This is a genomic window from Streptomyces olivaceoviridis (assembly GCF_014650115.1).
Classification (GTDB): domain Bacteria; phylum Actinomycetota; class Actinomycetes; order Streptomycetales; family Streptomycetaceae; genus Streptomyces; species Streptomyces olivaceoviridis.
This window is the reverse complement of record NZ_BMUI01000007.1, coordinates 63,234-85,249: the sequence shown is the minus strand read 5'-3', so window position 1 is coordinate 85,249 and position 22,016 is coordinate 63,234. Positions and strand designations below refer to the sequence as shown.

The 22,016-nt window shown below is 72.1% G+C and carries 19 protein-coding genes; 12 read left to right on the top strand and 7 right to left on the bottom strand.

Going from position 1 to position 22,016, the window contains the following annotated elements:
• Window positions 1-3: 3 nt before the first annotated feature.
• The gene (locus IE273_RS15655; protein WP_189815785.1) at window positions 4-1,122 is read right to left on the bottom strand and encodes an ATP-grasp domain-containing protein; all 1,119 of its coding nucleotides are present in this window, start codon (window positions 1,120-1,122) and stop codon (window positions 4-6) included.
• Between the two features lie 348 nt (window positions 1,123-1,470).
• On the opposite strand from IE273_RS15655, the gene IE273_RS15650 reads away from it, so the two are divergent.
• Both IE273_RS15650 and IE273_RS15645 read left to right on the top strand, forming a co-directional pair.
• Window positions 1,471-2,376 (top strand): metallophosphoesterase family protein, encoded by a 906-nt coding sequence (locus tag IE273_RS15650; RefSeq protein ID WP_189815784.1) that lies wholly within the window; start codon window positions 1,471-1,473, stop codon window positions 2,374-2,376.
• Window positions 2,324-3,016 carry a 4'-phosphopantetheinyl transferase family protein gene (locus IE273_RS15645; protein ID WP_189815783.1) on the top strand — a complete coding sequence of 231 codons (693 nt, stop codon included), beginning with the start codon at window positions 2,324-2,326 and terminating at the stop codon, window positions 3,014-3,016. The genes IE273_RS15650 and IE273_RS15645 overlap by 53 nt, the downstream gene beginning before the upstream one ends.
• Window positions 3,017-3,096: 80 nt before the next feature.
• Here IE273_RS15645 and IE273_RS15640 read toward each other — a convergent pair whose 3' ends face one another.
• The 3 genes from IE273_RS15640 to IE273_RS15630 all read right to left on the bottom strand — a co-directional run bounded on the left by IE273_RS15640 (window position 3,097) and on the right by IE273_RS15630 (window position 4,870).
• Window positions 3,097-3,324, bottom strand: coding sequence for a hypothetical protein (locus IE273_RS15640; protein WP_189815782.1), 228 nt, complete (start codon window positions 3,322-3,324; stop codon window positions 3,097-3,099).
• A 317-nt stretch (window positions 3,325-3,641) separates the two neighbouring features.
• On the bottom strand, window positions 3,642-4,199 hold the full coding sequence (locus IE273_RS15635; RefSeq protein WP_189815781.1) for a toxin-antitoxin system, toxin component: 558 nt from the start codon (window positions 4,197-4,199) through the stop codon (window positions 3,642-3,644).
• Window positions 4,200-4,213: 14 nt separating this feature from the next.
• Window positions 4,214-4,870 carry a helix-turn-helix domain-containing protein gene (locus IE273_RS15630; protein ID WP_189815780.1) on the bottom strand — a complete coding sequence of 219 codons (657 nt, stop codon included), beginning with the start codon at window positions 4,868-4,870 and terminating at the stop codon, window positions 4,214-4,216.
• Window positions 4,871-5,111: 241 nt separating this feature from the next.
• On the opposite strand from IE273_RS15630, the gene IE273_RS15625 reads away from it, so the two are divergent.
• The 9 genes from IE273_RS15625 (at window position 5,112) to IE273_RS15585 (ending at window position 17,932) form a co-directional block, all read left to right on the top strand.
• The gene (locus tag IE273_RS15625; RefSeq protein ID WP_189815779.1) at window positions 5,112-5,783 is read left to right on the top strand and encodes an MmyB family transcriptional regulator; all 672 of its coding nucleotides are present in this window, start codon (window positions 5,112-5,114) and stop codon (window positions 5,781-5,783) included.
• A 760-nt stretch (window positions 5,784-6,543) separates the two neighbouring features.
• The gene (locus IE273_RS15620; RefSeq protein ID WP_189815778.1) at window positions 6,544-7,542 is read left to right on the top strand and encodes a LacI family DNA-binding transcriptional regulator; all 999 of its coding nucleotides are present in this window, start codon (window positions 6,544-6,546) and stop codon (window positions 7,540-7,542) included.
• 128 nt (window positions 7,543-7,670) lie between these two features.
• Complete coding sequence (locus tag IE273_RS15615) at window positions 7,671-9,023, top strand: ABC transporter substrate-binding protein (protein WP_189815777.1); 1,353 nt, start codon at window positions 7,671-7,673, stop codon at window positions 9,021-9,023.
• A 5-nt stretch (window positions 9,024-9,028) separates the two neighbouring features.
• Window positions 9,029-9,982, top strand: coding sequence for a carbohydrate ABC transporter permease (locus IE273_RS15610; protein WP_189815776.1), 954 nt, complete (start codon window positions 9,029-9,031; stop codon window positions 9,980-9,982).
• Entirely contained in the window at window positions 9,979-10,860 is an 882-nt protein-coding gene (locus IE273_RS15605; RefSeq protein ID WP_189815775.1) for a carbohydrate ABC transporter permease, read from the top strand. The genes IE273_RS15610 and IE273_RS15605 overlap by 4 nt, the downstream gene beginning before the upstream one ends.
• Window positions 10,861-10,894: 34 nt before the next feature.
• Window positions 10,895-12,499: a glycoside hydrolase family 13 protein gene (locus IE273_RS15600; protein ID WP_189815774.1), complete on the top strand. Its 1,605-nt coding sequence runs from the start codon at window positions 10,895-10,897 to the stop codon at window positions 12,497-12,499.
• Between the two features lie 57 nt (window positions 12,500-12,556).
• Window positions 12,557-14,734: a discoidin domain-containing protein gene (locus IE273_RS15595; protein WP_189815773.1), complete on the top strand. Its 2,178-nt coding sequence runs from the start codon at window positions 12,557-12,559 to the stop codon at window positions 14,732-14,734.
• Window positions 14,735-14,983: 249 nt separating this feature from the next.
• Window positions 14,984-17,032, top strand: a complete 2,049-nt coding sequence (locus IE273_RS15590; RefSeq protein ID WP_189815772.1) for a phosphocholine-specific phospholipase C — start codon at window positions 14,984-14,986, stop codon at window positions 17,030-17,032.
• A gap of 66 nt (window positions 17,033-17,098) precedes the next feature.
• Complete coding sequence (locus tag IE273_RS15585) at window positions 17,099-17,932, top strand: LURP-one-related family protein (protein ID WP_189815771.1); 834 nt, start codon at window positions 17,099-17,101, stop codon at window positions 17,930-17,932.
• An 89-nt stretch (window positions 17,933-18,021) separates the two neighbouring features.
• Here IE273_RS15585 and IE273_RS15580 read toward each other — a convergent pair whose 3' ends face one another.
• Entirely contained in the window at window positions 18,022-18,984 is a 963-nt protein-coding gene (locus IE273_RS15580; RefSeq protein ID WP_189815770.1) for a hypothetical protein, read from the bottom strand.
• Complete coding sequence (locus tag IE273_RS15575) at window positions 18,981-19,781, bottom strand: phosphatase PAP2 family protein (protein WP_189815769.1); 801 nt, start codon at window positions 19,779-19,781, stop codon at window positions 18,981-18,983. The genes IE273_RS15580 and IE273_RS15575 overlap by 4 nt, the downstream gene beginning before the upstream one ends.
• Window positions 19,782-20,003: 222 nt before the next feature.
• On the opposite strand from IE273_RS15575, the gene IE273_RS15570 reads away from it, so the two are divergent.
• Window positions 20,004-20,618 (top strand): TetR/AcrR family transcriptional regulator, encoded by a 615-nt coding sequence (locus IE273_RS15570; protein ID WP_189815768.1) that lies wholly within the window; start codon window positions 20,004-20,006, stop codon window positions 20,616-20,618.
• Window positions 20,619-20,754: 136 nt separating this feature from the next.
• Here the strand turns inward: IE273_RS15570 and IE273_RS15565 are convergent, their stop codons facing one another.
• Window positions 20,755-21,876 carry a DUF2510 domain-containing protein gene (locus IE273_RS15565; protein ID WP_189815767.1) on the bottom strand — a complete coding sequence of 374 codons (1,122 nt, stop codon included), beginning with the start codon at window positions 21,874-21,876 and terminating at the stop codon, window positions 20,755-20,757.
• Window positions 21,877-22,016 lie beyond the last annotated feature (140 nt).

Below are 22,016 nucleotides of genomic sequence, written 5' to 3'. Positions count from 1 at the left end.
GACCTAGAGCGGCAGTACCTCGCCCGCCGAAGCCGCCGACGCGGGGGCCGGCGCCACGGGCAGCAGGACCTCGGACTCCACCCGTTGCCGCGGAAGCGTCGCGGGCGCCAGCGGACGCGGCCCCGACACCACCGTGTAGTCCTGCCCCAGGAACGGCGGCTCGATGACTCCGGGGTCCTCGCCCAGCGCCACCCGCACCGCGGCCCATGGCGCGTTCACCCCGCAGAGCGACAGCTGGTGCAGACCACCGGCGGGCCTCGTGTTGACGTCCAGCAGGACCGGCCGGTCGCCGAGCATCCGGAACTGGATGTTGGACAGGTGGTGCAGCCCGAAGCCCTCCGCGATCAGCCGGGCCGGCGCCAGCCACCGCTCGTCCAGGGTGAAGCCCCGGCGGCGGCCGTTCTTGGTGCGGCCCACCGCGAGCCGGACCCGGTTGTCCGGCCCGGTCAGGCAGTCGACGGACACCTCGGGCTGCTCCAGGCGCGGCATCACCAGCCAGTCCACGGGTTCCTCGGCCCGCCGCAGCGCCTCCACGACCAGGTCCAGCTGGACGTACGGGCCCGGGAAGCCGGTGAGGTGCGTGAGCGAGAAGGGGGCCCGGGTGATCATCCGGAAGCCGACCCCGCCCGCGCCGGCCGCCGGCTTGAAGCACGGCCGGTGCCCGTCCGCCTCCAACTCCTCGACCGCGGCCACGAGTTCGTCCGCCGTGCGGACCCGGTGCCACGGCGGCACCGGGACGCCCACCGAGCGGACCGCCGCGTACGCGACCGCCTTGTCCTCGAACACGGCGACCGCCTCGGGCGTCGGTGCCAGCAGCGCCGTACCGGCCGCAGCGAACTCGGCCCGGTGCGCCACGATCGCTGCCTGGTGCAGCCGGGGCACGAACACGTCGATGCCGCGCCGGGCGCACTGGTCGAGGGCGTACTCGACGTACGCGGCCGGGGACAGGCCCTCCGGCTCCAGCTCGGCGGTGTCGGCGGCGGCCAGCACGGGGGAGTCCGGGTCGCCGTGCGTGGCGTGGATCTCGACCGCGCGGTCGCTGGGATTTCTCCGCAGCTGATCCATGAAGAACACGTTCTCCGCGTACGTGCGGTTGAGCCAGACGCGTACGCGAGAGAGCATGCAGGCCGCCTTTCGGGTGTGCGGGCAGGGCGGAGCGGCCCGTGCCCGGGCAGGAGGGAGGAAGGGTCACCAAACAGCCCCGGAACAAGGGGGGTTGAGGGCGCTGGTGTTGGGGCGATCATACGGCTTTCCAGGGGTCCCTCGTGCAACGCGGGTGTTACGGATTCGCGGGCCCTCCGGTCCACGGACGCGCGGGCCGTCCCGTACCGGACGCGCGGCCGTCTCGTCCCGGACGCGCGCGAGGCGGGCCGGGCCCGGATCGCGACACGCGGCGGCGGGAACCTCTTGTCCGGTGCCCGGGGCATGTGTTCTCGTTGTGTCATCGGATGATCGGAAGGGGTGTGCGGGGTGGAGTCGACGGCCGGGGCCGGACAGCTGCTGGCCATCAGCGATCTCCACATCGGTTATCCGGACAACCGCGCCCTGATCGACGGCATGCACCCCGAGAGCGACGACGACTGGCTGATCGTGGCCGGTGACGTCGCGGAGACCGTCGCCGACATCCGCTGGGCCCTCGGCACGCTCGCGAGCCGCTTCAGCAAGGTGCTGTGGGCACCCGGGAACCACGAGCTGTGGACCCATCCGAGCGATCCGGTCACGCTGCGTGGCGTCGCCCGCTACGAGCACCTGGTCGAGATGTGCCGCGAGCTCGGCGTCGTCACCCCCGAGGACCCCTACCCCGTGTGGCGCGGCGCGGGCGGCCCGGCCGTCGTGGCCCCGCTCTTCCTGCTCTACGACTACTCGTACCTGCCGGCCGGCTCCGCCACCAAGGCGGAGGGCCTGGCCTACGCGGAGAGCACCGGCATCGTCTGCAACGACGAGTTCCTGCTGCACCCCGACCCCTACCCGACCCGTGACGCGTGGTGTCGGGCGCGGGTCGCCGAGACCGAGCGCAGGCTGTCCGAGCTGCCCGCGGACCTGCCGACCGTGCTGGCCGGGCACTGGCCGCTGGACCGGCACCCCACGGAGGTCCTGTGGCACCCCGAGTTCGCCATGTGGTGCGGCACCACGCTGACCGCCGACTGGCACCGCCGGTTCCGGGTCGCCACCGCGGTCTACGGCCATCTGCACATCCCCCGCACCACGTGGCACGACGGAGTCCGCTTCATGGAGGTCTCCGTGGGATACCCCCGCGAGTGGCGCAAGCGTCCGGATCCGCCGGGAAAGCTGCGCCGCGTCCTGCCGATGGAGGTCGAAGCAGGTGATCGAGGAGCTGCTCCCGGAGTCGGTCGTGGCCGTGGAGGCGCGCGCTGACGACCCGCTGTGGGACTCCCCGCTCTACCCGGCGGAGGAGGCGCTCGTCGCGCGCTCGGTGGCCAAGCGGCGCCGTGAGTTCGCGGCCGTCCGGGGCTGCGCCCGGCGCGCCATGGAGAAGCTCGGCGTGCCGCCGCAGCCCGTGCTCACCGGTGAGCGGGGGGCCCCGCGCTGGCCGGACGGGCTGCTCGGCAGCATGACCCACTGCGACGGCTACTGCGCCGCCGCGCTGGTCCGCGCCACCGACCTCGCCTCCCTGGGCATCGACGCCGAACCGCACGGGCCGCTGCCGGAAGGGGTGGGCCCCTCCGTCTTCCTGCCCGCCGAGGCCGAGCGCCTCGACCGGCTGGCCGCGCGGTGGCCCGCCGTGCACTGGGACCGGCTGCTGTTCAGCGCCAAGGAGTCCGTCTACAAGGCGTGGTTCCCGCTCACCCGCATGTGGCTGGACTTCTCCGAGGCCGACATCACCGTGCGGCCGGACGCCGACGGCGAACCGTCCGGCGCCCTGCGCGCCGAGCTCCTCGTCCCCGGCCCCGTGATCGGCGGGCACCGGCTCCAGTCCTTCGAGGGCCGGTGGACCGTACGGCACGGCGTGGTGGCCACATCGGTGGTCATACCGCACCCCGCCGCACGCCCCTGACAGCCGGTCCCACCCGGCCCGCACCGCCACCGTCGCCCCGTCGTCCGGGTGACGGCGGCGGCGCCGAGCCGTCACGACGCTCACCCGGGCCGGCACCAGTCGCGCAGGAGCCGGAAGAACTCCGCCTCGTTGCCCGCGAGCCCCGCCCGGGCCAGTGCCTGTTCCGCCTCCGCGAGCACGACGGGCGGGACGACGGCGGGCCGGTCCTCCTCCGGTGGCCCGTCGAAGGCGGCGCGCACCGTGTGCAGCAGACGCAGGTAGGCCTGTACGGCGGTACGCTCGCGGTCGGTCAGTACGGCGGTGGGCATCGGTCGGCTCTCCCCGAGTAGGCGTCACGGTCACGCGCCCTGCGGCGCCGTGCACCGCGTCGTACGGCGCACACTCCCAGCTTGCCGCCCACCACTGACAACGCCGCCCGGCTCCGCGCCGGTTAGCCCGCTTAGCCGAGGCGGAACCGCCCCGATCACCCCGCACGACGTGCCGCCCGGCCCGACGAAACGTTTCTCAACTTCCGCCCGTCACCCATCGCTCCGGCGCGACGCGGCGCGGTGTCCGCTCGCCGCTGTACGGCGCCGAGCGCGCTCGGAGTGCCACAGGGCCGCCCGCCCGGCGACCCCGGTCCGGTTCAGCCCTGCGGACCCGGGTACCCCAGCGACGCCCCGATGCGGCCGGCCACGCCGTCCCGCTGCGCCGGCCCGCGCAACCCCGAACCTGCCAGCCACGTGCGGCACTTGCTGGCCAGCAGCAGTCCGAACGTCTCGGCGTCCCGCTCCTCGGCGACATCGAAGCGGCTGCGGGCCGCGACGCGTTGCACCGCCGCCTGGAGCGCTTCCCGGTCGGTGTGGTCGCTCAGCAGCCGGGTCGCGGTGCCGACGCCGTCCATGTGGAGCCCGCAGTGGTCGGCCTGCATGTGCCACAGCTCGTGGCCCAGGATCACCAACTGGTGCTCGGGGGCGGTGCGTTCCTCCACCACGACGACGTCCCGGTCGGTCAGGTCCAGCCACAGCCCGCTGGCCGTGCCGGGCGGGAAGACGGCCGTACGGAAGTGCACCGGACGCCCGCGCCGGTGGCTCATCGCCTCGCACAGCGCGCGGTACAGCTCATCCGGAGGCGCGGGCACGGACAGCGTGAGCCCGCCCACCAGTTCGTTGCACAGCCGGCGCATGTCCCTGCCGATGCCCACAGTTCTCCCCCGGATCACGACTCGGGTCGCTTGACGCTCTCCAGGAGCATGTCGAGCCACTCAGCGACCTTGTCCCGGTGTTGGTCGGTGGGCAACTGCGCGGCGCGCCAGGCGATTCCGCGCACGCCGTGGTCCTGCAACAGCCGCTCCAGCGGATCCTCCAGGTCCTCGGCGGCGGCCCGCTCCCGGTCCGCGAGCTTCTGCAACAGCTCCTGCTCGGTGCGTTGCAGCGCCCCCGCCAGGGCCTCGGGGTCCTCCGCGGTGAGGAAGCCGGCGTGCACCCGGAAGAAACGCTGGAGGGCGTCGCAGTGCTCCATGGTGGGCCGCCGGTCGCCGTTGATGAGGGCGCCGGCCTGCTGCCGTGACATGCCCGCGCCGTCGGCGATCTCCTGCTGGGTGTACCGGCGTCCGCCCGGCTTCAGCCGGGTACGGCGCAGCAGGTCCAGGCGTTGCAGGAAGCGGGCCTGGACGTCCGGCTCGCCCGCGGGCCGACCGCTGAGCAGGGCCTTGACCACCGGCTCCGGCACCCCGCAGGCGGTCGAGAGCCGCCCCACGTCGAAGACCTCGGCGTGCGGGACGCCGAGGCGGTCGGCGAGCGCGGTGACGCGGGCGACGACGGCCGGCAGCTGGGCGGTCGCCGAGGCGCCCGGATCCTCGTAGCCATCCGTCACCGACAGAACTCCTACGTCTCTAGAGGGCTTCAGATGCGTCCGTGCTTCTCACGAGCGATCGGCGTGAACTTCCCGGAGAGTAGCGGGTGTCTCGAACTCACATCCAGGTGTCGCCACAACTGTGGCGAATTCCAGCCGTCGACCGGCACGAAATGCCACGATAGTTGACATGGCTCTTGCCTGGGCAGCAGGATCGCATGGCCGCGAGAAGGGCCGCAGAGGCAAGAGGGGTGACCTCCCGATGGCATATCAGGCAGGAGGGCAGCGGCCGGCACCGCGGCCCGTCCCCGACACCTGCGAGATCCAGGCGTACCTCCAGGACTACGGAACGCTGCTGGAGTCGCAGTCCTGCCCGTCCCTGGTCGTCGACCACCACTGGAACGTGGTCATGGCCAACAGCGCGTTCGAGACACTTTTCCACGGGGTGCGCCCCCACCCCACGGCCATGCCGGGGGAGAACTTCCTCCGGTTCGTGCTCTTCCACCCCGACGCCGGCGAGGTCCTCGGCGAGCACGAGCCCGGCTGGTGCCTGCCGATGCTGGCCCAGCTCCGCACCGCCCTGGAGACCCACGGGCACGACCACGAACTCCAGGCGGTCCGCCGGGAGATCGCCCAGGACCCGCTCATGGAAGCCGCGTACCGGCAGGGCCTGCCGCACTGGATACGGGCCGTCGGCGAGGCCGCGACCCGCCTCGACGGTGCCGTACGCCTCCTGCACCACCCGGACCCGCGGCGCGGGCGCACCGAGTGCCGCATCGTCGAGGAGATCCCGCAGCCGCTGCGGGAGCTGGGCTACCGGCGTCTGACGATGGTCCTGCGCGATCCCCGCCGGCCCGCCGTGCCGGTGCGCCGCCCGCGCCGCCCGCGGGACGCCGCCTCGCACCTGACGGTCGTGCCGTCCACGGAGGACTGACCCGGCACCGCCGGCGTTCAGGTCGCCGACGGCGCCGGGCCGGCACATGGGCTCCCCGTGAGAGCCGAGCGGTACGACCGTCGCCCACACGCGCACGCCACCGGCTCCTTGTGCCGGCGACTCCGCGCGCACCACCGATTCCCCGCGGGCGCCACCGGTTCCTCGCGGGCGCCACCGATTCCCCGCGGGCGCCACCGGTTCCTCGCACCGACCACCGACTCCGCACGCACCCCCGCGGTTCCTGGCCCGGCCCCCAGCTCTTTGCGCGGACCCCGGCCCCTTCGGCGCACGGCCGACTCCGCACGGCCTCCACGGTTCCTGGCGCGGCCCCGGCTCCTTCGGTGCACGGCCGACTCCGCGCGCATCCCAGGGTTCCTTGCGCGGCCTCCGGTTCTTTGTGCGGTCCCCGGCTCCTTCGGCGCACGGCCGACTCCGCGCGCTCCCCACGGTTCCCGGCGCGGACCCCGGCTCCTTGCGAATCCCCGCGGCTCGCTGTGCGGTTTCCGGCTGCTTCGGCGTGCCGGCGGCTCCGCGCGTACCCCAGGACTCCTGGCGCGGACCCCGCCCCCTTGCGCCCCCACGGCTCGGTGCGCGGTCCCCGACTCGTTCGGCGCGTCACCGCCCCCGGCGCCCCGCCCCGGCTCCTTCCGCGCGCCCCCGACTCCTCTCGCGCACCCCCCGACTCCTCGCATAGATCTCCGGCTCCTTGTGCGCGTCACCGACGCAAGCCGCTTGCATCGTTTGCGCTACTCTTGCGCTCATGACGCGACGACTTGCGGAAGTGGCGAAGAAGGTCGGGGTCAGTGAGGCCACGGTCAGCCGGGTCCTCAACAGCAAGCCCGGAGTCTCCGAGGCCACCCGGCAGGCGGTGCTGACCGCTCTCGACGTCCTCGGCTACGAGCGCCCCACCCAGCTGCGCGGTGAGCGCGCCCGGCTCGTCGGTCTGGTCCTGCCGGAGTTGCAGAACCCCATCTTCCCGGCGTTCGCCGAGGTCATCGGTGGTGCCCTGGCCCAGTTGGGGCTGACCCCGGTGCTGTGCACCCAGACCAAGGGCGGCGTGTCGGAGGCGGACTACGTCGAGCTGCTGCTCCAGCAGCAGGTCTCCGGCGTCGTGTTCGCCGGCGGCCTGTACGCCCAGGCCGACGCGCCGCACGACCACTACCGGCTGCTCGCCGAGCGCAACATCCCGGTCGTGCTGGTCAACGCGGCCATCGAACACCTCGGCTTCCCCGGTGTGTCCTGCGACGACGCCGTCGCCGTCGAGCAGGCCTGGCGCCACCTGGCCTCCCTCGGCCACGAGCGCATCGGGCTGGTGCTCGGCCCCGGCGACCACGTGCCGTCGGCGCGCAAGCTGGCCGCCGCCCGGGCGGTCGCCGGCGGGCTGCCGGACGAGTTCGTCGCGCGGGCGATCTTCTCCATCGAGGGCGGCCACGCCGCCGCCGCACGCCTGATCGACCGGGGCGTCACCGGCATCATCTGCGCCTCGGACCCGCTGGCGCTCGGCGCCGTCCGGGCGGCGCGCCGCAAGGGGTACGACGTCCCGGGCCGGATCTCGGTCGTCGGCTACGACGACTCGGCGTTCATGAACTGCACCGAACCCCCGCTGACCACCGTCCGTCAGCCCATCGAGGCCATGGGGCGCGCGGCCGTGGAGCTGTTGAACGCGCAGATCGGGGGCACCGCCGTACCCGCCGAGGAGCTGCTGTTCGAGCCGGAGCTGGTGGTGCGCGGCTCCACCGCGCAAGCCCCGCGCGACTGAGCTCCGGAAGATCCAGCTCACTGTCGAACAATTGCAGATTCTGCGCGACATCTTGCGGACCGATGTCGGCGGTGCTTGAGTGTGCGACGCCCACCGCTCCTGCCATGAGTGCCATGAGGGGTCCACCGATGAGACACACCGGGTTCCGCCGTGCCGTCCTCGCGATCGGCGTCTGTTCCTCCCTCGCCCTCGCCGCCACCGCCTGCGGGTCCGGTGACGACGGTTCGGCGAGCGGCAAGACCCGCATCACCGTCAACTGCGAACCGCCGAGGAGTGCCAAGCTCGACCGCTCCTTCTTCGAGGCGGACATCGCGGCCTTCGAGGAGGCCAACCCGGACGTCGACGTCGTCGCGCACGACGCCTTCCCCTGCCAGGACCCGAAGACCTTCGACGCCAAGCTCGCCGGCGGCCAGATGGAGGACGTGTTCTACACGTACTTCACGGACGCCCGGCACGTCGTCGACGTCCGCCAGGCCGCCGACCTCACCCCGTACCTCAAGGAGCTCAAGAACTACGACAGCATCCAGAAGCAGCTGCGGGACATCTACACCGTCGACGGGAAGGTCTACGGCATCCCGCGCACCGGGTACTCCATGGGGCTGGTCTACAACCGCGCGCTCTTCCAGAAGGCCGGCCTGGATCCCGACAAGCCCCCGGCGACCTGGGACGAGGTCCGTGCCGCCGCCAAGAGGATCGCCGCCCTCGGCGACGGCACCGTCGGCTACGCCGACTACAGCGCGCAGAACCAGGGCGGCTGGCACTTCACGGCCGAGCTGTACTCCCAGGGCGGCGACGTCGTCAGCGCGGACGGCAAGAAGGCCACCATCGACACCCCCGAGGGCCGCGCCGTCCTGCGGAACCTGCACGACATGCGGTGGACCGACGACTCCATGGGCAGCAAGCAGCTCCTCGTCATCAACGACGCGCAGCAGATGATGGGTTCGGGCAAGCTCGGCATGTATCTCGCCGCCCCCGACAACATCCCGATCCTCGTCAAGGAGAAGGGCGGCAACTACGAGGACCTCGCCCTGGCCCCCATGCCGGGCGGCAAGGGCACCCTCATCGGCGGCGACGGCTACATGTTCAACAAGAAGGCCACGCCTGCCCAGATCCGCGCCGGCCTGAAGTGGCTCGACCACATGTTCCTCACCCCCGGCAAGGGCTTCCTCGGCGACTACGCGCGCGCCAAGAAGCACGACGCCCCCGTCGGCCTGCCCGAGCCGCGCCTGTTCACCGGCGCCGCCGACGCCACCGACCAGCGGGTGAAGAAGGCCAACGCCAACGTCCCGGTGGAGAACTACCAGGCGTTCCTCGACGGCAACCACGAGCTCCAGCTGAAGATCGAGCCGCCGCACGCCCAGCAGATCTACTCCGTCCTCGACGGCACCGTCTCCGCCGTCCTGACCAAGAAGGACGCCGACATCGACCAGCTCCTCAAGGAGGCGTCCGGCAAGATCGACAGCATTCTGGCCCGGAGCTGACCGCCATGACGAAGACGGCCGAGCGACGGCTCCCGGCGCACACCGCCGTCCCCCCGGTCCCGGCGCCGCCCCCGGCAGGGGACCGGAGGCGGCGCCGCCTCGCCGACCAGCTCCGCGCCTACGGCTTCCTCCTCGGCGGACTGCTCTGCTTCGCCCTGTTCTCCTGGTACCCGGCGATCCGCGCGGTCGTCATCGCCTTCCAGAAGTACACCCCGGGCTCCCCGCCCGAGTGGGTCGGCACCGCCAACTTCACCCGGGTCCTGCACGACCCCGAGTTCACGGCCGCCTGGCGCAACACCCTCACGTTCACCCTGCTGGCCCTCCTGATCGGCTTCGCGATCCCCTTCGTCCTCGCCCTCGTGCTCAACGAGCTGCGGCACGCCAAGGCCTTCTTCCGGGTCGTGGTCTATCTGCCGGTGATGATCCCGCCGGTGGTCAGCGCCCTGCTGTGGAAGTGGTTCTACGACCCCGGAGCCGGCCTCGCCAACGAGACGCTGCGCTTCCTGCACCTGCCCACCTCGAACTGGTCCAACGGCACCGACACCGCGCTGATCTCCCTGGTCATCGTCGCCACGTGGGCCAACATGGGCGGCACCGTCCTCATCTACCTGGCCGCCCTCCAGTCCATCCCCGGCGAGCTGTACGAGGCGGCCGAACTGGACGGCGCGAACCTCCTCCAGCGCGTCCGGCACGTCACGGTCCCGCAGACCCGGTTCGTGATCCTGATGCTGATGCTCCTCCAGATCATCGCCACCATGCAGGTGTTCACCGAGCCGTTCGTCATCACCGGCGGCGGCCCCGAGAACGCCACCGTCACCGTGCTGTACCTCATCTACAAGTACGCCTTCCTCTACAACGACTTCGGCGGCGCCTGCGCCCTCAGCGTGATGCTCCTGCTGCTGCTCGGCGCCTTCTCCGCGGTCTATCTGCGGCTCACCCGCTCCGAGGGGGACGCATGACCACCGGCACCCGCACCCTGATCTCCCCGGCCACCCTCGCCCGCCCGCGCGGCAAGGCCCTCTACTGGACGGTGTTCACGGCCGTCGTCGTCCTCTTCGCGCTCGCCTTCCTCTTCCCCGTGTACTGGATGGCGACCGGCGCCCTGAAGTCCCCGGACGAAGTCGCCCGGACCCCGCCGACGCTGCTGCCCGAGCACTGGCGCCTCAGCGGCTACACCGACGCCTGGGACCTCATGGAGCTGCCCCGGCACCTGGGGAACACGCTCGTCCAGGCGGCCGGCGCCTGGGCCTTCCAGCTGGTGTTCTGCACGGCCGCCGCCTACTCCCTGTCCAAGCTGAAGCCCGCCTTCGGCAAGGTGGTCCTCGGCGGCATCCTCGCCACGCTCATGGTCCCGGCGCAGGCGCTGGTCGTCCCGAAGTACCTGACCGTCGCCGACCTGCCGCTGATCCACACCAGCCTGCTCAACGACCCCCTCGCCATCTGGCTGCCGGCCGTCGCCAACGCCTTCAACCTCTACCTGCTCAAACGGTTCTTCGATCAGCTGCCGCGCGATGTCCTGGAGGCCGCCGAGATCGACGGCGCCGGCAAGCTCCGCATCCTGTGGTCCGTCGTCCTGCCCATGTCCCGGCCGGTGCTCGGCGTGGTGTCGATCTTCGCGCTGGTCGCCGTCTGGCAGGACTTCCTGTGGCCGCTGATGGTCTTCTCCGACACCGGCAAGCAGCCGATCAGCGTCGCCCTGGTCCAGCTGTCGCAGAACATCCAGCTCACCGTGCTCATCGCCGCGATGGTGATCGCCAGCATCCCGATGGTGGCGCTGTTCCTCGTCTTCCAGCGGCACATCATCGCCGGGATCAGCGCGGGCAGCACCAAGGGCTGACGCCGCCGCCCCCGTCTACAGAAAGGCAAGCCCAGTGGGACAGCCCAGCCATGCCCGGAAGGACCCTGACTGGTGGCGCTCGGCCGTCATCTACCAGGTGTACGTCCGCAGCTTCGCGGACGGCGACGGCGACGGCACCGGCGACCTCGCGGGCGTCCGCGCCCGGCTGCCGTACCTCGCCGAACTCGGCGTGGACGCCCTGTGGTTCACGCCGTGGTACGTGTCTCCGCTGAAGGACGGCGGCTACGACGTCGCCGACTACCGGGCCATCGACCCGGCCTTCGGCACCCTCGCCGAGGCCGAGAAGCTCATCGCCGAGGCCCGTGAGCTGGGCATCCGGACCATCGTCGACATCGTGCCCAACCACGTCTCCGACCAGCACCCCTGGTTCCGGGCCGCGGTCGCCGCCGGGCCGGGCAGCCCCGAGCGCGAGTTGTTCCACTTCCGGCCCGGACGCGGTGCGCACGGCGAACTCCCCCCGAACGACTGGCCGTCCCAGTTCGTCGGCTCCACCGACCCGGTGTGGACCCGGCTGCCCGACGGCGACTGGTACCTGCACCTGTTCACCCCCGAACAGCCCGACCTCAACTGGGCGCACCCGGCGGTCCGCCAGGAGCACGAGGACATCCTGCGCTTCTGGTTCGAGCGGGGCGTCGCCGGCGTCCGCATCGACTCGGCGGCCCTCCTCGCCAAGGACCCGGGCCTCCCCGACCTCGCCACGCACCCCGAGCCGCACCCGTTCGTCGACCGCGACGAACTCCACGACGTCTACCGCTCCTGGCGCCGGATCGCCGACGAGTACGGGGGTGTGTTCGTCGGCGAGGTCTGGCTCCCCGACCCCGAGCGCTTCGCCCGCTACCTGCGCCCCGACGAACTCCACACCGCCTTCAACTTCTCCTTCCTGTCCTGCCCCTGGGACGCCGGCCGGCTGCGGGCCTCCATCGACACCACCCTCGCCGAGCACGCCCCCGTCGGCGCCCCGGCCACCTGGGTGCTGTGCAACCACGACGTCACCCGCACGGTCACCCGGTACGGCCGCGAGGACACCGCCTTCGACTTCGCCACCAAGGCCTTCGGCACCCCCACCGACCTGGCGCTCGGCACCCGGCGGGCGCGGGCCGCCGCCCTGCTGTCCCTCGCGCTGCCCGGGTCGGTGTACCTCTACCAGGGCGAGGAGCTGGGCCTGCCGGAGGCCGAGATCCCGGCCGACCGCATCCAGGACCCGATGTACTTCCGCTCGCGGGGCGCCGACCCCGGCCGCGACGGCTGCCGGGTGCCGCTGCCCTGGGCCGCCGGCCTGCCGCACGCGGGCTTCGGTTCCCGCGACGAGCCCTGGCTGCCGCAGCCGGCCGACTGGCCCTCGTACGCGGTCGACCGGCAGCAGCGCGACCCCCACTCCCCGCTCACCCTCTACCGCGAGGCCATCACGCTGCGCCCGGAGTTCGGCGACGGCCCCCTGACCTGGCTGCCCGCCCCCGACGGCGTGCTCGCCTTCTCCCGCGCGGACGCGCTGTGCGTGGTCAACCTCGCGGCCACGCCCGCCGACCTGCCCGCGCACTCCCGGCTCCTGCTCAGCAGCGGCCCGCTGGACGACGCGGGCCGGCTGCCGCGGGACACGGCGGCCTGGCTGCGCGCCTGAGCCGCGCCCGTACGCACCTTGCTATCCCACGCACCCCCACCACGAAGGGATCAGCACATGCACAGCAGCACCGTCGGACACCTCCGGCGCATGCCCGCCATCGGGGCGGTCGTCGCCCTCGCCGCCGGCATGCTCGTCAGCATCGCCCCGGCCGCCCACGCCGCCGCGGGCGCCACCCTCCCCTTCACCTCCGTGGAGGCCGAGTCGGCGACCGGTAACGGCACGAAGATCGGCCCGGACTACACGCAGGGCAGCCTCGCCTCGGAGGCCTCCGGCCGGCAGGCCGTCCGGCTGTCCCCCGGGCAGCGGGTGGAGTTCACCGTGCCACGCGCCTCCAACGCGGTGAACATCGCCTACAGCGTGCCGGACGGCCAGTCCGGAGCCCTGAACGTGTACGTCAACGGCACCAGGCTCGCCAAGACCCTCCCGGTGACCTCCAAGTACTCCTACGTCGACACCGGCTGGATCCCCGGCGCCAGGACGCACCACTTCTTCGACAACACCCGGCTGCTGCTCGGGCAGAACGTCCAGGCCGGCGACAAGGTCGCCGTGGAGGCGGCCGGCGTCCAGGTCACCGTCGACGTCGCCGACTTCGAACAGGTCGCCCCGGCCGCCGGTCAGCCCGCCGGTTCGGTGTCCGTCGTCTCCAAGGGCGCCGACCCCAGCGGCAACGGCGACTCCACCCAGGCCTTCCGGGACGCCATCGCCGCCGCCCAGGGCGGCACGGTGTGGATACCGCCGGGCGACTACCGCATCACCTCGTCGCTCAGCGGCGTACAGAACGTGACCCTCCAGGGCGCGGGCAGCTGGTACTCGGTCGTGCACACCTCCCGCTTCATCGACCAGTCCGGCTCGGCGGGCAACGTCCGCATCAAGGACTTCGCGGTCATCGGCGAGGTCACCGAACGCGTCGACTCCAGCCCGGACAACTTCGTCAACGGCTCGCTGGGGCCGGGGAGTTCGGTCTCCGGCATGTGGATCCAGCACCTGAAGGTCGGCCTGTGGCTCACGGGCAACAACGACAACCTGGTGGTGGAGAACAACCGCATCCTCGACACCACCGCCGACGGACTCAACCTCAACGGCACGGCGAAGGGCGTCCGCGTCCGCAACAACTTCCTGCGCAACCAGGGCGACGACTCCCTCGCCATGTGGTCGCTGTACTCCCCGGACACCGACTCCAGCTTCGAGAACAACACGATCTCGCAGCCCAACCTCGCCAACGGCATCGCCATCTACGGCGGCACCGACATCGCCGTACGCGACAACCTGATCTCCGACACCAACGCCCTCGGCAGCGGCATCGCCATCTCCAACCAGAAGTTCCTCGACCCGTTCAACCCCCTCGCCGGCACCATCACGGTCGACGGCAACACGCTGGTGCGCACCGGCGCGATGAACCCCAACTGGAACCACCCCATGGGCGCGTTGCGCGTCGACTCCTACGACAGCGCCATCAACGCGACCGTCAACATCACCAACACGACGATCACCGACAGCCCCTACAGCGCCTTCGAGTTCGTCTCCGGCGGCGGGCAGGGCTACCCGGTGCGGAACGTCAACGTCACCGGCGCGACCGTGCGGAACACCGGCACGGTCGTGGTCCAGGCCGAGGCGCAGGGCGCGGCGACCTTCAAGAACGTCACCGCCACCCAGGTCGGCGCGGCCGGCGTCTACAACTGCCCCTACCCGGCGAACTCCGGCTCCTTCGCCCTCACCGACGGCGGCGGCAACTCCGGCTGGGCCGGCACCTGGTCGGACTGCTCCACCTGGCCGCAGCCGGGGCAGGGCAACCCGGAGCCCGACCCGAACCGCAACCTCGCCAAGGGCCGCCCGGCCACCGCGACCGGCTCCCAGGACGTCTACACCCCCGGCAAGGCGGTCGACGGCGACGCGAACTCGTACTGGGAGTCCACCAACAACGCGTTCCCGCAGTCCCTCACGGTCGACCTCGGCTCGTCCTACGCCGTGCGCCGCCTGGTGCTGAAGCTGCCGCCGTCCTCGGCCTGGGGCGCCCGCACCCAGACCGTCACGGTGCTCGGCAGCACCGACGGCTCCGGGTACTCGACCGTGCTGGGCGCGCAGGGCTACCGCTTCGACCCGGCCACCGGCAACACCGCGACGGTGACCCTGCCGAGCGGCACCAACCTGCGCTACCTGCGCCTGACCGTCACCGCCAACACGGGCTGGCCGGCGGGCCAGTTCAGCGAGGTGGAGGCGTACCAGACGTCCTGACCGGCCCGTCCCCCCAACCGGACCGGGCGCCCCGGCAGCACGACGGGCCGGGGCGCCCGCGCACATCCGCGGAACCGGGAGCCGGGGCGGGCGAGAGGCCGGGCGGCACCCGGCTTCCTTCCGTATCCACGACTTCATGTGGGCGCCACCGCACCCTTCCCTGACGTTTGCTGCTCTTGGAACACTCGCTCCGCGCGGATTCCGTCACCTGGCGGCATCGCGTACGTCAGGATGAGAGGATCCTCACCCATGTCCGAAGTCAACCGGCGGCGCTTCCTCCAGATCGCGGGCGCCACCACGGCGTTCACGGCGCTGTCCAGCAGCATCCAGCGTGCGGCGGCCCTGCCCGCCCACCACCGCACCGGATCGGTGGACGATGTCGAGCACATCGTCGTCCTCATGCAGGAGAACCGTTCCTTCGATCACTACTTCGGTTCGCTGCGAGGAGTCCGCGGCTTCGGTGACCCCCGTCCGGTCACCCAGAACGGCAGGTCCGTCTGGAAGCAGTCCGACGGCACGAAGGACATCCTGCCCTTCCACCCGGACGCCGACGACCTGGGCCTGGCCTTCATCCAGGACCTCCCGCACGGCTGGAACGACGGACACACCGCCTTCAACGGCGGAAAGTACGACAAGTGGATACCCGCCAAGTCCGCCACGACGATGGCGTACCTCACCCGCGACGACATCCCCTTCCACTACGCGCTCGCGGACACCTTCACCGTCTGCGACGCCTACCACTGCTCGTTCATCGGCTCCACGGACCCGAACCGCTACTACATGTGGACGGGCTACACCGGCAACGACGGCAAGGGCGGCGGCCCGGTCCTCGGCAACGACGAGGCGGGCTACGGCTGGACCACGTACCCCGAGCGCCTGGAGCGGGCCGGGGTCTCCTGGAAGATCTACCAGGACGTCGGCGACGGCCTCGACGCGACCGGCGGCTGGGGCTGGATCAACGACGCCTACCGCGGCAACTACGGCGACAACTCGCTGCTGTACTTCAACCAGTACCGCGACGCCAAGCCCGGCGACCCGCTGTACGACAAGGCCCGCACCGGCACCGACGCCCGCAAGGGCGAGGGCTTCTTCGACCAGTTGAAGGCGGACGTCCAGGCCGGCAAGCTGCCCCAGGTCTCCTGGATCGTCGCCCCCGAGGCCTTCACCGAGCACCCGAACTGGCCCGCCAACTACGGCGCCTGGTACGTCTCCCAGGTCCTGGACGCGCTCACCTCCGACCCCGAGGTGTGGGGGAAGACCGCGCTGTTCATCACCTACGACGAGAACGACGGCTTCTTCGACCACGTCATCCCGCCCTACCCGCCGGCCTCGGCCGCCCAGGGCAAGTCGACGGTCGACCCCGCGCCGGACCTGTTCAAGGGCGACGCCGGCCATGCCGCCGGCCCCTACGGGCTCGGCCAGCGGGTGCCGATGCTGGTGGTCTCCCCCTGGAGCAAGGGCGGGTACGTCTGCTCGGAGACCCTCGACCACACCTCGATCATCCGGTTCATCGAGCGACGTTTCGGTGTCCAGGAGCCGAACATCTCGCCCTGGCGGCGGGCCGTGTGCGGCGACCTGACGAGCGCCTTCGACTTCTCCCGCAAGGACACCGCGCGGGTCGTGCTGCCCTCCACGGCCGGCTACCAGCCCAAGGACCACGACCGCCACCCCGACTACGTGCCCAAGCCTCCCGCGAACGGCACCCTTCCCCGGCAGGAGCGGGGCAGCCGGCCCACCCGCCCGCTGAAGTACGCCCCGGTGGTCGACGGCTCGGTGGACACCGCGGCCGGCAAGTTCACGCTCACGTTCGCCTCGGGGGCACACGCGGGGGCGGTCTTCCTCGTCACGTCCAACAGCCGTACCGACGGCCCCTGGACGTATACCACGGAGGCCGGCAAGACCCTCTCGGATACCTGGAACTCGGCGTACTCCGGCGGCGACTACGACCTCGCCGTGCACGGCCCCAACGGCTTCCTGCGCGTCTTCAAGGGCCGCAACAAGGCCGCAGGCCCCGAGGTCACCGCCCGGCACAAGGGTGACGACGTCGAGCTCACCTTCACCAACAAGGGCTCCGGCACGGCGAAGCTGAAGCTGGTCAACGGCTACGGCGGCAAGCCGGTCACGGTGACGGTCCGGCCCGGCGCGACCGTGCGGCACACCGTCGCGCTCGGGGCCAGCAAGCGCTGGTACGACCTGACCGTGACCTCCGACGCCGATCCGGCCTTCCTGCGCGGCTTCACCGGGCACGTGGAGAACGGGCGGCCCGGCGTCAGCGACCCGGCGATCGTCACGGGGTGAACGGGCGATGAACACCGCTCCGTGCGGACTGGTCGGGTACCGGTCACATCAGGGTAGTGTGCCCCGGTGACCACGCAATCGAACACTCCTGCTGGCTGGTACCCGGATCCGCACGGAGCGGCGCAGACGCTCCGCTACTGGGACGGCACGCAGTGGACCGAGCACACCAACCCGGCCCAGCAGCAGGCCGGGCAGGTCCCGCCGCAGCAGGCAGCCTTCCCGCAGCAGCAGGCCGGTGACGCCAGGGTGCAGCGTCAGGTGCAGCAGCAGGCCGGCGTCGCGGCCGGCGGCCCCGGCGGGGGCACCCTCTTCACCGAGCCCGTCCTGGTCGTGAACCAGAAGGCCAAGCTGATCGAGCTGACCAACGAGTACAAGGTCATGGATCAGAACGGCCGGGAGATCGGCTCGGTCACCCAGGTCGGCCAGGGCGTGCTGCGCAAGATCCTGCGCTTCGTCTCCAGCCTGGACCAGTTCCTCACCCACAAGCTGGAGATCCGGGACGCCTACGGCCAGCCGCAGCTGCTGCTGACCCGGCCCGCGAAGATCTTCAAGTCACGGGTGATCGTGACCCGCCCGGACGGCTCGCCGGTCGGTGAGATCGTTCAGAAGAACATGATCGGGAAGATCAACTTCGCGATGACGGCGAACGGCCAGCAGGTCGGCGCGATCAAGGCGGAGAACTGGCGGGCCTGGAACTTCGCGATCGTCGACCACGCCGACAACGAGGTCGCCCGGATCACCAAGACCTGGGAAGGCCTCGCCAAGACGCTGTTCACGACGGCGGACAACTACGTCCTGCAAATCCACTACCAGCTGCCCGAACCGCTGCTGAGCCTCGTGGTGGCCACCGCGCTGACGGTGGACACCGCGCTCAAGCAGGACGCGCGCGGCTGGGGCTGACCGGCACGCGGGACAGCAGGAAGCAGCACGGCGACGGCGGCCGGTGCCCGCGGAGCGCGCGCACCGGCCGCCGCCGTGTGCCCGGGTGGTCACAGTGCCGTGAGGTGCCCCGGCTGTTCCGGCTGCCGGGGCAGCAGCACCGGCTCCGCGGTCGCCGTACCCGGCTCCAGAGCCAGCACGGCCGCCACCGGGTGCTCGTCGTCGTCGCCGGCCTCCTCATGGCCGGCGGGCGCGGGGGCCGCCCGGGTCAGCAGCACCACGCCCCAGGAGGCCAGCCCCGCGCCGGCCAGGGCCAGCAGCACCCCGGCGGCACCGCCCTGGAGGCCCTGCCCCAGCAGCGTCAGGCCGATCACCGCGGCGGTCACCGGGTTGGTGAGGGTGACCACGGCCAGCGGGGCGCCGAGGCCGCCGCGGTAGGCCGTCTGGGACAGCAGCAGTCCGCCGACGGCGAACGCGGCGACGAGCACGGCGACCACGATCACCTCGGTGCTCAGCACCGGGCCCGAGCGGTCCGTCGCCGCCACGGTCACCGTCTGGGTGAGCGCGGAGGCGACCCCGGAGGCGAAGCCGGACGCGGTGGCGTGCCTGAGGCCCGGCCGGGCGCCGGGCCGGGACAGCAGGCCGATCGCGGCGGCGGTCGTACCCGCGACCGCCAGGGCCTCGGTCAGCGACAGCACCCGGGCGGGCGCCGGGCCGGAGGCGGTGACCAGCAGCGCGGCGAGCCCCAGCAGCGTGAGCGCCGTACCGCGCCACTCCACCGCGCTCACCCGCCGGCCGGCCGCGCGCGCACCCAGGGGCACGGCGGCGACCAGGGTCAGCGCGCCCAGCGGCTGTACGACGGTCAGCGGACCGTACTTCAGGGCGACGACGTGCAGCAGCGCGGCGGCGGCGTTCAGTCCGACCGCCGACCACCAGGCGCCGGTGCCCAGCAGCCGCAGCAGACCGGTGCCGGCGCTGCGCGAGGCGAGCCGTTCCTGGGCGACGGCGGCGAGCGCGTAGGCGACGGCCGACACCAGCGACAGGCCGAGGGCGGCCAGGGCGGCGGCGCTCATCGGCCCGCTCCCGCCAGGACGGTCTCGCGCGGCTTCAGCAGGCCGGCGCCGCGCCCCGCCGTGGTGGCCGTGCGCCGCGGCGGAGGGACGACCGCGAGGGCGAGGCCGAGCATGGCCGTGGCGACGATCGCGTCGAGCCAGTAGTGGTTCGCCGTGCCCACGATCACCAGCAGGGTGATCAGCGGGTGCAGCAGCCACAGCCCGCGCCGGCGGGACCGGGTGGCGGCCATCAGGCCGATCGCCACCATCAGCGCCCAGCCGAAGTGCAGCGAGGGCATCGCCGCGAACTGGTTGGAGAGGTGGTCGCTGGACGGCGGGCCGTACACGGAGGGGCCGTAGATCCGGGCGGTGTCGACCAGACCCGTCCCGGTCAGCATGCGCGGCGGGGCCAGCGGGAACGTGAACGGCAGCACGAGGGCGGCCGTGGTGAGGACCGCGAGGACGCGGCGGGCCCAGACGTAGTGCGCGGGCCGCCGCAGGTAGAGCCAGACCAGGAAGGCGAGCGTGGCCGGGAAGTGGACGGTCGCGTAGTAGGTGTTCGCCAGGTGGACCAGGGGGTCGCCGTGCAGCAGTGCGGACTGCACGTCGGTCTCGTGGGGGAGGTGGACGCTCCGCTCCAGGTGCCAGACGTGCCGGGCGTTGCGGAAGGCGTCCGCGGTGTGGCCGGTGGCCAGTTGGCGGCCCAGTTTGTAGACCAGGAAGAGCCCGGCGACCAGCAGGAACTCACGTATCAGAGACGGACGGGCCGGAGTCCCCGGTTCCGCCTCCGTCTCCGCAGGCTCGGTTCGGGCGTTCATCCCCCGGCCCCCTCGCTGACGGTGGTGCGTGTCGTGGTGCGGACGAGTCCCGGTCCGCACCGGAACTCATCGATACGTTGCCGTACCGATACGCCAGTGTACCGATACGGTCCGGTACCGGTACACTTGCGTATCGATTGATGTGCGCCACACTGGAACCACGCACGGGCACCAGGCACCGCGCGGTCACGGGAAACAAGCACGAGTGAGGGGAAGCACCGCATGACGTCGCAGGCCGCGGACGCACCGGACACGGTCGTCGCCTCGCGCCGCTCCAAGATCACGCCGGAGCGTGAGCGGGAGTTCTTCGACGCCGTGCTGGAACAGATCCGGGAGTGCGGCTACGACTCCGTCACCATGGAGGGCATCGCCGCCAGCACCCGGTGCAGCAAGTCCACGCTCTACCGGCAGTGGAAGACCAAGCCGCAGTTCGTCGCGGCGGCGCTGCGCGCCAACCGCCGGGTGAAGTTCGCCGGCATCGACACCGGATCGCTCGCCGAGGACCTGCGCCAGGCCGCGCGGGCCGCCGGCGACTGGTCCGGCAAGGACACCCGGCTGCTCCAGGCGCTGGGGCACGCGGTGACGGCGGACCAGGAACTGGCCCAGGCGCTGCGCGAGGCGCTGGTGCACCCGGAGATCGCCGCGCTGGAGGAGATCCTGGCCCGGGGCGTGGCCCGGGGAGAGGTCCGGGCGGGCCACCCGGCGCTGGAGTACATCCCGGCCATGATGTTCGGCGTCCTGCGCGTGCGACCGGTGCTCGACGGCCACTACGCCGACTCCGACTACCTCGTCCGCTTCGTGGAGGCCGCCGTGCTGCCCTCGCTCGGACTGACATGAGACCCAGGCCGCCGTTCACGGGATGACTGGACGGTGACCTGCCCGCGCCGCACCGTGGGGACGGGGGCGGCGCGCACCCCCGGCCGGGTGGGGTTCCCCTTGAGCGGAGGGGAATCCCACCCGGCCGATCCGTCTCTCAGACGTCCTGGCCGCTCCCGCCGCCGGACGAGACCTTGATCCCCTTGAGAATCTCGTCGATGACCGACAGCTTCTGCCCGACGTCCACGCCGAAGCGGACCACCACGATCTGCCGGGCGTCGTTGGGGGAGGGGAAGGCGACCGACTCGACATAGCCGTCGGACCCCTTGCTGGTGACCGCCTTCCAGCGCACCAGGTAGCCCTTCTGTCCGGCCACCGTCACCGCCTCGGAGGCCAGCACCTCGTGCGAGGTGATGCTGCCGTAGGTGGTGCCGCCGTACGACTGCTTGGCGTTGGCGGCGATGTCCGCCTTCGCGACCTCCTCCGCCGTGTCGTCCTCGATGCCCAGCGCCACCGCCGGGGCCGTGTAGGCGCCGCCCGCGGTGCACGTCTGGGCCGAGTTGCCCGGGCACTTGTAGGCGTCGTCGGAGGTCACCTGCGCCCCGACGCTGATCGTCTGTCCGGTCCAGCCCTTCGGCACCGGCAGGCTGATGCCGTTGACCGGGTCCGGCACCGAGCCGCCGCCCTTGACCTTCGGCGCCTCCGACTGACCCGGGGACGGCGAGGCCCCGCCGGAGCCGCCACTCCCGCCGGAGCCGCCGCCGGGGCCGCCGAACGGCCCGCCCTGGCCGCCGTCCTGCCCGCCGCCCGGCCCCTGCCGCGACCCGGCGCGGTCGTCGCCGCCCCCGCCGTCCTTGGTGAGGGCGTACACGCCGACCCCGATGCTCGCCAGTACCGCGGCCGTCACCGCGACGGCTATGCCCGTGCGCAGCCGGCGCCGGGAGGGAGCGGGCGGCGGGGCGGGATACGCCGGATATCCCGGCTGCGCCGGATAGCCTGGCTGCGCCGGATACTCCTGCCGGCCCGGATACCCCTGCTGTTCCGGATACCCCGGGTGGGCGCCGAACCCGGCGGGGGCCGAGGGCGCCGGACCCGCCGGCTGGGCCGGCCGCGGTCCGCCGTCCGGCACCGGCCCGCCCGGGGGACCCCACGCGGCGGCCGTTCCGGCGGGGCGGGTCTGGTCCGTCCAGGCCTTGCCGTCCCACCAGCGCTCGGTGGGCGGACCGTCGTTCGTCTGCCCGGGATCGGGGTACCACCCGGGAGGAGTCACCTGCGTCATGCCCCCACCGTATGAGGCGACCGTGAAAGCGGGATGAGAGGATCCGCCGCCAAGGGGGCAAAGCGGAATATTTTTCCCCGGATTTTTCGGTGCCGCCCTCCGTCGGACGTCGTTGACACTCCGTCCGCTGGTCGTGCGGG

Coding starts and splice junctions, on each gene's coding strand:
- IE273_RS15655 (WP_189815785.1), bottom strand. CDS start 1,122: ATGCTCTCTCGCGTACGCGTCTGGCTCAACCGCACGTACGCGGAGAAC.
- IE273_RS15640 (WP_189815782.1), bottom strand. CDS start 3,324: ATGCCCACCGCCGTACTGACCGACCGCGAGCGTACCGCCGTACAGGCC.
- IE273_RS15625 (WP_189815779.1), top strand. CDS start 5,112: ATGGCATATCAGGCAGGAGGGCAGCGGCCGGCACCGCGGCCCGTCCCC.
- IE273_RS15620 (WP_189815778.1), top strand. CDS start 6,544: ATGACGCGACGACTTGCGGAAGTGGCGAAGAAGGTCGGGGTCAGTGAG.
- IE273_RS15615 (WP_189815777.1), top strand. CDS start 7,671: ATGAGACACACCGGGTTCCGCCGTGCCGTCCTCGCGATCGGCGTCTGT.
- IE273_RS15610 (WP_189815776.1), top strand. CDS start 9,029: ATGACGAAGACGGCCGAGCGACGGCTCCCGGCGCACACCGCCGTCCCC.
- IE273_RS15605 (WP_189815775.1), top strand. CDS start 9,979: ATGACCACCGGCACCCGCACCCTGATCTCCCCGGCCACCCTCGCCCGC.
- IE273_RS15595 (WP_189815773.1), top strand. CDS start 12,557: ATGCACAGCAGCACCGTCGGACACCTCCGGCGCATGCCCGCCATCGGG.
- IE273_RS15590 (WP_189815772.1), top strand. CDS start 14,984: ATGTCCGAAGTCAACCGGCGGCGCTTCCTCCAGATCGCGGGCGCCACC.
- IE273_RS15580 (WP_189815770.1), bottom strand. CDS start 18,984: ATGAGCGCCGCCGCCCTGGCCGCCCTCGGCCTGTCGCTGGTGTCGGCC.
- IE273_RS15575 (WP_189815769.1), bottom strand. CDS start 19,781: ATGAACGCCCGAACCGAGCCTGCGGAGACGGAGGCGGAACCGGGGACT.
- IE273_RS15570 (WP_189815768.1), top strand. CDS start 20,004: ATGACGTCGCAGGCCGCGGACGCACCGGACACGGTCGTCGCCTCGCGC.
- IE273_RS15565 (WP_189815767.1), bottom strand. CDS start 21,876: ATGACGCAGGTGACTCCTCCCGGGTGGTACCCCGATCCCGGGCAGACG.